Here is a 12,426-nt window from a genome sequence, read left to right on the forward strand (position 1 = left end):
TCTTATGTGCCATAAGAGGCGTACGTGACGTACGACGCGGATCAGGAGTTCCACAGGACATGAGCAGCGACGAGCCGGAGCAGCCCGAGCAGCCGACGGAGCCCCAGGATCCGGGCAGGCCCGACGCAGGCGCCACGCCCGCCGCCGCAGGCAAGGCCAAGCGCCCCAAGCGCACCGGCTGGCGGCGCCTGATCCCCACATGGCGGATGGTGCTCGGCGGCCTCATCGGCTTCATCCTGCTGTGCGTCGGCCTCTTCGCACTCGGCTACTTCCTCGTCGACATCCCGGCCGCCAACTCGGCGGCGACCGCACAGAGCAACGTGTACCTGTACGCGAACGGCGACCAGATCGCCCGCGACGGCGAGGTCGACCGGGAGAACGTCAGCCTCACCCAGATCCCCAAATCGGTGCAGCACGCCGTGCTCGCCGCCGAGGACCGCGACTTCTACTCCGAGTCCGCCGTCGACCCGCAGGCCATGCTGCGCGCCGCCTGGTCCACGCTCACCGGCAAGGGCACGCAGGGCGGCTCGACGATCACCCAGCAGTACGTGAAGAACTACTACCTGGGCCAGGAGCAGACCGTCTCCCGGAAGGCCAAGGAGTTCTTCATCTCCATCAAGCTGGACCGCGAGAAGTCCAAGGACGACATCCTCGAGGGCTACCTCAACACCAGCTACTTCGGGCGCAACGCGTACGGCATCCAGGCCGCCGCCCAGGCGTACTACGGCAAGGACGTCCAGGACCTGTCGGCCGCCCAGGGCGCCTACCTCGCGGCCCTGGTGAACGCCCCCAGCGCGTACGACGTGGCCGCGCACCCCGAGAACAAGGACGCCGCCACCGCCCGCTGGAACTACGTGCTCGACGGCATGGTCAAGGAGGGCTGGCTCGACGCCTCCGACCGCAAGAACATGACGTTCCCGACACCCGACCGGGCAAAGGCGCCCTCAGGTCTCTCCGGACAGCGCGGCTACCTCGTACAGGCCGCGAAGGACTACATCACCGACAACAAGATCCTCGACGAGGACACCCTCGCGGGCGGCGGCTACCGGATCACCACCACGCTCCAGAAGAAGAAGCAGAACGCCTTCCAGAAGGCGGTCGACGACCAGCTGATGTCGAAGCTCGACAAGAAAGCCCGGGACATCGACAAGAACGTCCGCGCGGGCGGCGCCGCCATCGACCCGTCGAACGGCAAGGTGCGCGCCATGTACGGCGGCGTCGACTACACGAAGCAGTACGTCAACAACGCCACGCGCCGCGACTACCAGGTCGGCTCCACGTTCAAGCCGTTCGTGTTCACGTCCGCCGTCGAGAACGCCTCGACCACCCAGGACGGCCGCAGGATCACCCCCAGCACCATCTACGACGGCACCAACAAGCGCCCCGTACAGGGCTGGGACGGCGGCCGGTACGCCCCCGCCAACGAGGACGACCGCTCGTACGGCAACATCACCGTCTCCACCGCCACCGACAAGTCCGTCAACGCGGTGTACGCGCAGATGGCCGTCGACGTCGGCTCCGACAAGGTCAAGCGGACCGCCCTCGACCTCGGCATCCCCTCCGACACCCCGGACCTGACGGCCTCCCCCTCGATCGCGCTCGGCCCGTCCACCGCCTCCGTCCTCGACATGACCGAGGCCTACGCGACGCTCGCCAACCACGGCGAACACGGCACGTACACGCTGGTCGACTCGGTCACCAAGAACGGCGAGGCCGTCACCCTCCCCAAGAAGAAGACCCGGCAGGCCGTCCCCCGCGCGGCCGCCGACACCACCACGTCGATCCTCAAGTCCGTCGTCGACGGCGGCACCGGCACCGCCGCCAAGGCCGCGGGCCGCCCCGCCGCCGGCAAGACCGGCACCGCGGAGGAGGACAAGGCGGCCTGGTTCGCCGGCTACACCCCGGACCTCGCGACCGTCGTCTCGGTGATGGGCCAGAACCCGACCTCCGGCGCACAGGTACCGCTGTACGGGGCGACGGGCCTCGACCGGATCAACGGCGGCGGATATCCGGCGCAGATCTGGGCCCAGTTCACACAGGCGGCCCTGTCCGGCACCCCGGCGAACGACTTCGACCTCGACCTCCAGAGCGGGGCCGAACAGGAACCGCTGCCCTCGGACACCGCATCCGCGTCGGAAACGGAATCGTCGACCGAATCCCCCTCGGACACCACCTCCGCGACCCCCTCGGACGAGGAGACCCCGTCCGACGAACCGTCGAGCGAGACACCCCCGACCGAGGAACCGACCGGCGACGAAGAGACGCCCCAGCCCCCGGACACCGGCGGCCAGGACGGCGGCACGGAGCTGAACCCGCTCGGGGCCACCCTCAGATAGCCGAAAAGGGCTGGTGACCAACGGTCACCAGCCCTTGCTCACACGGGAGTACGACTACAAGTACGGCCACAGGTGCGGCTACAGATACAGCCCCGTCGAATCCTCGGAGCCCTCGAACCGGTCGGCCGCCACCGCATGCAGATCCCGCTCTCGCATCAGCACGTACGCGACACCCCGCACCTCGACCTCCGCCCGGTCCTCCGGATCGAACAGCACCCGGTCACCCGGCTCCACGGCCCGCACATTCTGGCCGACCGCGACAACCTCGGCCCAGGCAAGTCGCTTGCCGACGGCGGCCGTCGCGGGAATCAGAATGCCGCCACCGCTGCGCCGCTCCCCCTCCGAGGAGTCCTGCCGCACGAGCACACGGTCGTGCAACATCCGGATGGGCAGCTTGTCGTCGGGGCGGGTGCTGTGCTTATCGGGATTGGCGCTCACGCCGACGAACCTACCTGCACCACACGCACTTGTACGCCCCCGGGTCGCCCCTTGATACGCCCCCCGGGTCAGCGCTTACGCCGCCGCGAACCCACCACGAAGAGCCCGGCGACACCGACCACGACGAGCGCGACCGGCACGATCCGCTCCAGACGCGGCGCACCCTCCTCCGACACAAACTGCCCCCGCACCTCGGAGACCAGCCGGTTCGCCCCGACGTACGCCCGGCCGAGCGTGTGGTCGACCTGCGAGGCGACCTTGGCCTTCGCGTCACCGACGATCGTCTTCGGGTGCACCCGGACACCGATCTCGTCGAGCGTCTCGGCCAGGGTGACGCGACGGCGCTTGATGTCCGCCTCGATCTGAGCCGGGGTTCGCGTATCCGGGATATCCGGCGTGCTGGACATGTGCGACACCGCGCTGCCTCCAAGGTCGCTGCTCTCACTGCGTATGAGTAATGGACAGTCTGTCAGCTCACCGCCTCCGCCACCCCCCGGCACCCCCATTACGCTCAACGAGTCCACTTGTCACGACACCCCAGGAGGCCACCATGAGCGAGCGACTGCAGACCGGCGACACCGCACCCGCCTTCACCCTGCCCGACGCCGACGGCAACGAGGTCTCCCTCGCCGACCACAAGGGCCGCAAGACGATCGTCTACTTCTACCCGGCAGCTCTTACCCCCGGCTGCACCAAGCAGGCCTGCGACTTCACCGACAACCTCGACGTGCTCGCCGAGGCCGGCTACGACGTCATCGGCGTCTCCCCCGACAAGCCGGAGAAGCTCGCCAAGTTCCGGGAGAAGGAAAACCTCAAGGTCACCCTGGTGGGCGACCCCGAGAAGAAGGTCCTTGAGGCCTACGGCGCCTTCGGCGAGAAGAAGCTGTACGGGAAGGTCGTCACCGGAGTCATCCGCTCCACGGTCGTCGTCGACGAGGAGGGAAAAGTCGAGCGCGCCCTCTACAACGTGAAGGCCACCGGCCACGTAGCAAAGATCATCAAGGATCTCGGAATCTGAGAATTCCCGGCGCTCCCTGGACCGACTCCACGTGCGAAAGTTCGGGCATTGACGGAAGTTAGGGACGAAAGGTTGTGATGAAAGTCCCGAATGCTTGGGACTTTCGTTTGCGACCAACGCCCGTGAGCAGGTGGAACCTGGAAGCGCTTTGCAGTCAGAGAAGGGATCCACTCCATGACCACCGACACCGAGGAAGGGCTGGTGCCCGACCCGGAGGCGGTCAAGCGTCACCGCGCCTTGTTCCGCGCCGTGAAGCGGCGCAAGAACCCGCCGCTGCGCCGCACCGACATCACCGTCACCGACGACACCGCGGTGAAGCGCGCGGTAAAGGCGGCATCACTCGGTAACGCCATGGAGTGGTTCGACTTCGGGATCTACTCCTACCTGGCCGTCACCATCGGCCACGTCTTCTTCCCCTCCGGGAACGACACGGTCCAGCTGATCTCGTCGTTCGCGACCTTCGCGGTCTCGTTTCTCGTGCGCCCGATCGGCGGCATGGTCTTCGGCCCCATGGGTGACAAGATCGGCCGCAAGAAGGTCCTCGCGATGACCATGATCCTCATGGCCATCGGCACCTTCGCGATCGGCCTGATCCCGTCGTACGCGACGATCGGCTTCTGGTCACCCGTCCTGCTGATCCTCTTCCGCCTCATCCAGGGCTTCTCCACCGGCGGTGAGTACGGCGGCGCCTCCACCTTCATCGCCGAGTACGCACCCGACAAGCGCCGCGGCTACTTCGGCAGCTTCCTCGAATTCGGCACGCTCGCCGGCTACGTCGGCGCGGCCGGCCTCGTCACCATCCTCACGACGCTGCTCGGCAGCGACGGCATGGATTCCTGGGGCTGGCGCGTCCCGTTCCTGGTGGCCGGGCCCATCGGCCTGGTCGGCCTCTACCTCCGGCTCCGCCTCGACGAGACCCCCGCCTTCCAGAAACTGGAGGACGAGTCCTCGCACCGCGCGACCGACGCCGCCTCCTCCGTCGAGACGACCGCCAAGGGCGACCTCGCTAAGATCTTCCGCAACTACTGGCCGACGCTGATCCTCTGCATCTGCCTCGTCGGCGCCTACAACATCACCGACTACATGCTCCTCTCGTACATGCCGACGTACCTGTCGGACGAGATGGGCTACTCGGAGGCGCACGGCCTGCTGATCCTGATCGCCACGATGATCGTGCTGATGTGCATCATCAGCCAGGTCGGCAAGCTCTCCGACCACTTCGGCCGCAAGCCGCTCCTCATGGCCGGCATGATCGGCTTCTTCGTCACGTCGATCCCGTCCTTCCTCCTCGTGAAGAACGGCGCACTCTGGGCCGTCTCCCTCGGCATGCTGCTCCTGGGCCTCTCCCTGGTCTGCCTCCTCGGCACCATGTCGGCGGCGCTCCCGGCGCTCTTCCCGACGCAGGTCCGCTACGGCTCCCTCTCCGTCGGCTACAACCTCTCGGCCTCGATCTTCGGCGGCACGACCCCCCTGGTCATCACCGCCCTGATCGGCCTGACCGGCTCCGACATGATGCCCGCGTACTACTCGATGGCCGCGGCCCTCATCGGCGTCATCGCGGTGGCCTGCATGAAGGAAACCGCCCAAAAGCCCCTGGCCGGCTCCCCACCCTCGGTGGAGACGGACGAGGAGGCCGCGGAGATGGTCGAATCCCAGGCCCCTACGCCGAGGTTCTGACCGCACGCCTGTTCCATGTGGTCCGCCCACACAAATCGGACCGTCACGCAGTTCACGCGTGACGGTCCGATTTTCGTTTCGTTGCTCCGTACGAGGCCGCGAACTGGTGGCCGAGAACCGAGGGAGGGTTCCCATGGCGGGGCAGCGGTACACGCGAGAGCTGCTGGAGGAAGCGGCTCGCAACGCGCGGAGTTGGGATGAGGCGGTGCGGTTCTGTGGGGGTGAGGTGACGCGGTACAGCAGGCGATACCTGCGCCAGAAGATGGCGGCGGACGGGATCGACGTTTCGCACTTCCCCACACAATGGGTGCGGCACACCGAGGAGGCGCTGCGCGCGGCTGTCGCCGATTCGCACAGCATCAACGACGTGGTCCGCCACCTGGGCATCCGCAACGTGGGAGGCAACCAGGCTCACATCAGCCACCGGATCTCGGTGCTCGGCATCGACACCTCGCACTTCACCCAGGCCGAACGACGACCCAAGAAGTCACTCGGAGGCCTGCTGACCCTGCGGTCCCCGGACGACGGGCGGGTGCCAGGAGTACGACTCCGACGGGAACTGCTACGGCTCGGAATCCCGGAGCAGTGCGCCGTGTGCCGCCGCACGGAGTGGCAAGGAGAGCCCATCCCGCTGGAGGTCGACCACATCAATGGCGACTGGTGGGACAACCGCGCGGAGAACCTGCGCCTCCTGTGCCCCAACTACCATTCGGCAACGGACACTTACCGGGGCCGAAGGCGGCGGTCGTCGTGAACAAGTATCCGCGCAGTGTCCTGGAGGAGACCGCCGCCGCCTCTTCCAGCCTGGTCGACCTCATGCGCCGGGTCGGAGCGCCCATGGGGCAGCAAACCGCTGCGCTACCTACGCAATCGACTCACCCACTACGGCATCGACACCTCGCACTTCCGGGACGAGCCGCTGCCTGAACGTCCGAAGCGGTCGTACTCCAAGGAAATCCTGAGCGAGGGGGCGGCCTGCTCCACCAGCATCCGCGAGATGTTCCTGCACATGGGCATTCCGCCGGAGGACGGCCCGTACGAGCACGTGAAGCGGCGGATGAGGAGGTTCGGCATCGACACGCGCCATTTCAAGCCGCCACGGAGCACGCACCACACCGGCCTCTTCCCCGAGGAGGAGTTCACGCGGGCTGTCGCCGCGTCCATTGGCCTGGCGGACCTGATGCGCCGCTTGGGCCTGCCCGAGTTCAATGGGGCCGCACGCGCGAAAGCTCGGCGCAGCATCGACGAGTACGGCTTGTCGACCGAGCACTTCACCGGGCAGGGGCACTGCGCCGGGGTCCCGTCACCGACCCGCAAGTCTGCCGAGCAGATCCTGGTACGTCTGCCAACAGGGTCCTCACGCACGCGTACGGCACTACTGCACCGGGCACTCGACGAGATCGGCATCCCTCGGACCTGCATGGCTTGCGGGGTCGGCGAGGCTTGGCACGGTAAACGCCTGGTCCTGGAGATCGACCACGTCAACGGCGATCGCATCGACAATCGCCGCGACAACCTGCGGCGCCTGTGCCCGAACTGCCATGCGCTGACCAAGACTTGGAGTCGTCGGAAAAGGCGAACTCCCGTCGTGGGCGACACCGCCGTACACTGACGAGGCGGAGCGTGCCGGAAAGGCGCAATGTCCGTTTTGTCGCGGTCGTGATGGAATGGTAGACATGTCAGGTTTAGGTCCTGATGGGAGAAATCCCGTGAGGGTTCGAATCCCTCCGACCGCACGCGAAAGGGGCCGTCCGAATGGACGGCCCCTTGGCGTGTCGCCTCAGCCCAGCAACTCCCTCACCACCGGCACCAGCGCCCGGAACGCCTTCCCCCGGTGGGAGATCGCGTTCTTTTCGGGCGGGGAGAGCTCCGCTGCCGTGCGGGTGTCCCCGTCGACCTGGAGGATCGGGTCGTAGCCGAAGCCGTTCGTGCCGGACGGGGTGTGTCGCAGGACGCCCCGCATCCGGCCCTCGACGACGCGTTCCGTGCCGTCCGGGAGGGCGAGGGCGGCCGCGCAGGCGAAGTGGGCGCCGCGGTGGATGTCGTCGTCGATGTCGCCGAGTTGGGCGAGGAGGAGGTCCAGGTTGGCCTTGTCGTCGCCGTGGCGGCCCGCCCAGCGGGCGGAGAAGATGCCGGGGGCGCCGCCGAGTACGTCGACGCAGAGGCCGGAGTCGTCGGCGACGGCGGGGAGGCCGGTGGCCTGGGCGAGGGCGTGGGCCTTGAGGAGGGCGTTCTCGGCGAAGGTGACGCCGGTTTCGCGGACGTCGGGGATCTCCGGGTAGGCGTCGGCGCCGACCAGCTCGTGGGGCAGGCCGGCGTCGGCGAGGATGGAGCGGAGTTCGACGATCTTGCCGTTGTTGCGGGTGGCGAGGATGAGGCGGGTCATGTCTCCAGTGTCCCAGGGGCCGCTACGACGAGGTGCAGACCTTGGTCAGTTCGCCCGCGGAGTCCGTCACGGGGTTGACGTCCGGGGTCGCGTCGCCGTTCTTGATCGACGTACGGACGTTGTCCACTGCCTTGTTGAGGTCGTCGACGGCCTTCGAGACGTCGGCGTTGTCGGTCTTGTCGCCGATGTCGTCGAGGTTCTTGTCGATCTTGTCGAGGGACTTGTCAGCCTGCGTCGGGTCGTCGGACGCGTTCTCCACGGCCTGCTGGAGGTCGGCCACGCTGTCGGCGATGGAGTCCGCGGTGCGGGCGCAGTCGAGCGCCTTGTCGACGGCCGAGCAGCCGACGGTGGCCGGGATCGCGACGAGTGCGGCGGTGGCGGCCAGTATGGCGAGACGGTGGGGGCGCGCGGGCATGGAAGGGTCCTCCCCTGAAGTACGGACGGGCGGACGGCAGTTGGTGTCGTACGCCGTCCGTCCACCCGTAGTGACGCAGTCCGCGGCTGTGCGGTTGCTGTGCCACACCACCCTACTTGGGGAGTTCTTTACCCAGGTGGGGGCCTAGGAGAGGGTCTCTTCCAGGGCCTTGCGCTGGATGGCGGCGAGCTCGTCGCAGCCTGAAACGGCGAGGTCCAGAAGGGAGTTGAGCTCGTCGCGGGCGAAGGGCTCGGCCTCGGCGGTGCCCTGGATCTCGACGAAGCGGCCGTCGCCGGTGCAGACGACGTTCATGTCGGTGTCGGCGCGCACGTCCTCCTCGTAGGGGAGGTCGAGCATGGGGACGCCGCCGATGATGCCGACGGAGACGGCGGAGACGGTGCCGGTGAGCGGCTTGCGTCCGGCCTTGATGAGCTTCTTGCCCTGGGCCCAGGTGATGGCGTCGGCGAGGGCGACGTAGGCGCCGGTGATGGCGGCGGTGCGGGTGCCGCCGTCGGCCTGGAGGACGTCGCAGTCGAGGACGATGGTGTTCTCGCCGAGGGCTTTGTAGTCGATGACGGCGCGCAGGGAGCGGCCGATGAGGCGGCTGATCTCGTGCGTGCGGCCGCCGATCTTGCCGCGGACGGCTTCGCGGTCGCCGCGGGTGTTCGTGGAGCGCGGGAGCATCGAGTACTCGGCGGTGACCCAGCCCTCTCCGCTGCCCTTGCGCCAGCGCGGGACGCCTTCGGTGAAGGAGGCGGTGCAGAAGACCTTGGTGTCTCCGAAGGAGACGAGGACGGAGCCTTCGGCGTGCTTGCTCCAGCCGCGTTCGATGGTGATCGGGCGGAGCTGTTCGGGGGTGCGGCCGTCGATGCGAGACATAGGGAGGAGCGTATCGGGTGTGCCGAAGGCCCCGCCCGGGTGTGTGGGGCGGGGCCTTCGGTGGTGGACCGTGCCGGTCAGTGGCGGGTCACATCATGTCTTCGATGTCGGCGGCGATGGGGTCGGCGTCGGTGCCGATGACGACCTGGATCGCGGTGCCCATCTTGACGACGCCGTGGGCGCCGGCGGCCTTGAGTGCGGCCTCGTCGACCTTGGACGGGTCGATGACCTCGGTGCGCAGGCGGGTGATGCAGCCCTCGACTTCTTCGATGTTGTCGAGTCCGCCGAGGCCGGCGACGATCTTCTCTGCCTTCGTGGCCATTTCGTTCTCCCTGTGTTCTCCGGGCCCGCCTCTGGGCCGCTTTGTCACGGTAACCCACGGTTGGCCCATCTTCGCGGGCGGTGAACCCACCCGTGACGAAAGATGACGAGCACGGACCGACCCGTCCCCGCGACTGGTCTACACCAGTATCCAACTACTGCCAAACGTGGCTTGTTCCGGGAGGACGCCCATGAGCGCGAACGCTGCCGCCGCACCACGACCGAGCCCCTGGAGCAACTTCTTCCAGGGGCTCCAGAAGATGGGGCGCAGCCTTCAACTGCCCATCGCCGTCCTCCCGGCGGCGGGCATCGTCAACCGTCTCGGCCAGCCGGATGTCTTCGGCGATGACGGTCTCGGCTGGACCAATGTCGCCAAGGTCTTCTCGGGCGCGGGTGGTGCGCTGCTCGACGCCGACCTCGGTCTGCCGCTGCTCTTCTGCATCGGTGTCGCGATCGGCATGGCCAAGAAGGCGGACGGTTCGACGGCTCTCGCGGCGGTGGCGGGTTTCCTCGTCTACCGGGGCGTGCTGCACCAGTTCCCGATCGACTGTCCGGGCGGGACGAAGACGGTGGCGACGGGTTGCCTGGCGGACGGGGCCGTGACCGCTTCGACGTTCCAGAATCCCGGGGTGTTCGGCGGCATCATCATGGGGTTCCTGGCCTCGTTCTTCTGGGTCAGGTACCACCGCACCAAGTTGGTGTCCTGGCTCGGCTTCTTCAACGGCCGCCGGCTCGTCCCGATCATCATGGCCTTCGTCGGCATTCTCTTCGCGGCGCTGTGTCTGTGGATCTGGCCTCCGATCGGTGACGGCCTGGAGAGCTTCTCGAACTGGCTGGAGAGTCTGGGCGCGATCGGTTCGGGCATCTTCGGTGTCGCGAACCGGGCGCTGCTGGTGATCGGGTTGCACCAGTTCCTCAACGTTCCGCTGTGGTTCCAGTTCGGCTCGTACACGAAGCCCGACGGGACGACCGTGCACGGCGACATCAACATGTTCCTGAGCGGGGATCCGAGCGCGGGCATCTATCAGTCGGGCTTCTTCCCGATCATGATGTTCGCCCTGCCTGCGGCGTGTCTGGCGATCGTCCACTGTGCGCGGCCCGAGCGGCGCAAGGTGGTGGCGGGCATGATGCTGTCGCTCGCGCTGACGTCGTTCGTCACGGGTATCACCGAGCCGATCGAGTACTCCTTCGTCTTCATCGCGCCGGCGTTGTACGCGGTGCACGCGGTCCTGACGGGTGTGTCGATGGCGGTGACCTGGGCGCTCGGGGTGCACGACGGGTTCAGCTTCTCCGCGGGTCTGATCGACTACTTGATCAACTGGAATCTGGCCACCAAGCCATGGATGATCATTCCGATCGGCCTGGTCTTCGCCGTCCTCTACTACGTGATCTTCCGGTTCGCGATCACGAAGTGGGACATCAAGACACCGGGCCGCGAGCCCGAGGAAGAAGTCGAGGACATCACCAAGGCATAACGCTTTCGGCTCGTCCACGGGCTTCTCCGCGAAGGGCCCCCTGACCACTCGGTCAGGGGGCCCTTCGGGTGCGGGATTCGAGGGTTCCTTATCCCGCCTTCATCGTGCTACAACATGGTCTACACCACTGAGTGGTGTAGACCATCTGCTTTTCATGGAGGAAGTTGATGAGCACCGCCAGCGCTACGGCGGCCCCCGCGAAGAAGCGGGGTTCCGGCCTGTTCCAGGGCCTCCAAAAGGTGGGCCGCAGCCTGCAGTTGCCGATCGCGGTGCTTCCTGCCGCGGGCATCATGGTGCGGCTCGGCCAGGACGACATCTTCGGCAAGGACGGCCTCGGCTGGGACAAGGTCGCCGCGGTCTTCAACAACGCGGGCAGTGCCCTGACCGGCGCCCTGCCGATCCTGTTCTGCATAGGTGTGGCCATCGGCTTCGCCAAGAAGTCCGATGGCTCGACGGCGCTCGCCGCCGTCGTCGGATTCCTCGTCTACAGCAAGGTCCTTGAAGCCTTCCCGGTCACCGAAGCGGTGGTCAAGAAGGGCGAGGACGTCGCCGCGACGTACAACGATCCGGGTGTCCTCGGCGGCATCATCATGGGTCTGCTCGCCGCGATCCTGTGGCAGCGCTTCCACCGCACCAAGCTGGTCGACTGGCTCGGCTTCTTCAACGGCCGCCGGCTCGTCCCGATCATCATGGCCTTCGTCGGCATCGTCATCGGCGTCTTCTTCGGACTGGTCTGGGAGCCCATCGGCAACGGCATCTCCAGCTTCGCCGACTGGATGACCAGCCTCGGCGCCGGTGGTGCGGCGCTCTTCGGCGGAGTGAACCGCGCGCTCATCCCCGTGGGCATGCACCAGTTCGTGAACACCGTCTCCTGGTTCCAGCTCGGTGACTTCACCGACTCGGCCGGCCAGGTCTGGCACGGCGACATCCCGCGCTTCCTGCACGGCGACCCGAGCGCCGGCATGTACCAGTCCGGCTTCTTCCCCATCATGATGTTCGGCCTGCCGGCCGCCGCGATCGCCATCGCGCACTGCGCGCGGCCCGAGCGCCGCAAGGCCGTGATGGGCATGATGGTCTCGCTCGCGCTGACCTCGTTCGTCACCGGTGTGACCGAGCCGATCGAGTTCTCGTTCATGTTCATCGCGCCGGTCCTGTACGTGCTCCACGCGGTGCTCACGGCGGCGTCCATGGCGATCACGTGGGGCCTGGGCGTACACGACGGCTTCAACTTCTCGGCCGGCTTCATCGACTACGCGCTGAACTGGAACCTGGCGAGCAAGCCATGGATGATCATTCCGATCGGCCTGGTCTTCGCCGTCCTCTACTACGTGGTCTTCCGCTTCGCCATCGTGAAGTTCGACCTCAAGACCCCGGGCCGCGAGCCCGAGGAGGAGGTCGAGGACCTCACCAAGGCGTGAGCCTCACCGGCAGGGCATGCGCGAAGGCCCCGGAACCCGATGGGTTCCGGGGCCTTCGCGCAT

Annotated in this window: 13 protein-coding genes and 1 tRNA gene; 8 read left to right on the forward strand and 6 right to left on the reverse strand. The window is 67.1% G+C overall.

What is annotated here, in order from left to right; genetic code table 11:
- Window positions 1–59: 59 nt before the first annotated feature.
- On the forward strand, window positions 60–2,336 hold the full coding sequence (locus tag ABT004_RS22895; RefSeq protein ID WP_351339887.1) for a transglycosylase domain-containing protein: 2,277 nt from the start codon (window positions 60–62) through the stop codon (window positions 2,334–2,336).
- A gap of 78 nt (window positions 2,337–2,414) precedes the next feature.
- On the opposite strand, the gene ABT004_RS22900 is transcribed toward ABT004_RS22895, so the two are convergent.
- Together ABT004_RS22900 and ABT004_RS22905 are read right to left on the reverse strand one after the other, a co-directional pair.
- Complete coding sequence (locus ABT004_RS22900; protein WP_266718636.1) at window positions 2,415–2,717, reverse strand: GroES family chaperonin; 303 nt, start codon at window positions 2,715–2,717, stop codon at window positions 2,415–2,417.
- A 125-nt stretch (window positions 2,718–2,842) separates the two neighbouring features.
- Complete coding sequence (locus ABT004_RS22905) at window positions 2,843–3,181, reverse strand: DUF3618 domain-containing protein (RefSeq protein ID WP_351339890.1); 339 nt, start codon at window positions 3,179–3,181, stop codon at window positions 2,843–2,845.
- A gap of 143 nt (window positions 3,182–3,324) precedes the next feature.
- On the opposite strand from ABT004_RS22905, the gene bcp reads away from it, so the two are divergent.
- The 5 genes from bcp to ABT004_RS22930 all read left to right on the forward strand — a co-directional run bounded on the left by bcp (window position 3,325) and on the right by ABT004_RS22930 (window position 7,205).
- Window positions 3,325–3,792 (forward strand): thioredoxin-dependent thiol peroxidase, encoded by a 468-nt coding sequence (bcp, locus tag ABT004_RS22910; protein ID WP_351339893.1) that lies wholly within the window; start codon window positions 3,325–3,327, stop codon window positions 3,790–3,792.
- 174 nt (window positions 3,793–3,966) lie between these two features.
- Window positions 3,967–5,469 (forward strand): glycine betaine/L-proline transporter ProP, encoded by a 1,503-nt coding sequence (gene proP, locus ABT004_RS22915; protein WP_351339896.1) that lies wholly within the window; start codon window positions 3,967–3,969, stop codon window positions 5,467–5,469.
- 133 nt (window positions 5,470–5,602) lie between these two features.
- Window positions 5,603–6,223 (forward strand): HNH endonuclease, encoded by a 621-nt coding sequence (locus ABT004_RS22920; RefSeq protein WP_351339897.1) that lies wholly within the window; start codon window positions 5,603–5,605, stop codon window positions 6,221–6,223.
- Between the two features lie 243 nt (window positions 6,224–6,466).
- Window positions 6,467–7,081: an HNH endonuclease signature motif containing protein gene (locus ABT004_RS22925; protein WP_351339900.1), complete on the forward strand. Its 615-nt coding sequence runs from the start codon at window positions 6,467–6,469 to the stop codon at window positions 7,079–7,081.
- 41 nt (window positions 7,082–7,122) lie between these two features.
- A tRNA-Leu gene (locus tag ABT004_RS22930) sits at window positions 7,123–7,205 on the forward strand.
- 44 nt (window positions 7,206–7,249) lie between these two features.
- Here the strand turns inward: ABT004_RS22930 and rdgB are convergent.
- From rdgB to ABT004_RS22950, 4 genes are all read right to left on the reverse strand, one after another.
- Window positions 7,250–7,855, reverse strand: a complete 606-nt coding sequence (gene rdgB, locus ABT004_RS22935; RefSeq protein WP_351339903.1) for an RdgB/HAM1 family non-canonical purine NTP pyrophosphatase — start codon at window positions 7,853–7,855, stop codon at window positions 7,250–7,252.
- A 22-nt stretch (window positions 7,856–7,877) separates the two neighbouring features.
- A complete protein-coding gene (locus ABT004_RS22940; RefSeq protein WP_351339905.1) occupies window positions 7,878–8,270 on the reverse strand; it encodes a hypothetical protein in 393 nt (130 codons plus the stop codon).
- Window positions 8,271–8,414: 144 nt separating this feature from the next.
- The gene (rph, locus tag ABT004_RS22945; RefSeq protein WP_351339908.1) at window positions 8,415–9,149 is read right to left on the reverse strand and encodes a ribonuclease PH; all 735 of its coding nucleotides are present in this window, start codon (window positions 9,147–9,149) and stop codon (window positions 8,415–8,417) included.
- 88 nt (window positions 9,150–9,237) lie between these two features.
- Complete coding sequence (locus ABT004_RS22950) at window positions 9,238–9,471, reverse strand: PTS sugar transporter subunit IIB (RefSeq protein WP_100593980.1); 234 nt, start codon at window positions 9,469–9,471, stop codon at window positions 9,238–9,240.
- A 190-nt stretch (window positions 9,472–9,661) separates the two neighbouring features.
- Here ABT004_RS22950 and ABT004_RS22955 point away from each other — a divergent pair, with 190 nt between their 5' ends.
- Both ABT004_RS22955 and ABT004_RS22960 read left to right on the forward strand, forming a co-directional pair.
- Window positions 9,662–10,945, forward strand: coding sequence for a PTS transporter subunit EIIC (locus ABT004_RS22955; protein WP_351339912.1), 1,284 nt, complete (start codon window positions 9,662–9,664; stop codon window positions 10,943–10,945).
- Between the two features lie 167 nt (window positions 10,946–11,112).
- Window positions 11,113–12,363, forward strand: a complete 1,251-nt coding sequence (locus ABT004_RS22960; protein WP_351339914.1) for a PTS transporter subunit EIIC — start codon at window positions 11,113–11,115, stop codon at window positions 12,361–12,363.
- Window positions 12,364–12,426 lie beyond the last annotated feature (63 nt).

Origin of the sequence: Streptomyces sp. NPDC002790 (assembly GCF_040295505.1) — a bacterium.
Classification (GTDB): domain Bacteria; phylum Actinomycetota; class Actinomycetes; order Streptomycetales; family Streptomycetaceae; genus Streptomyces.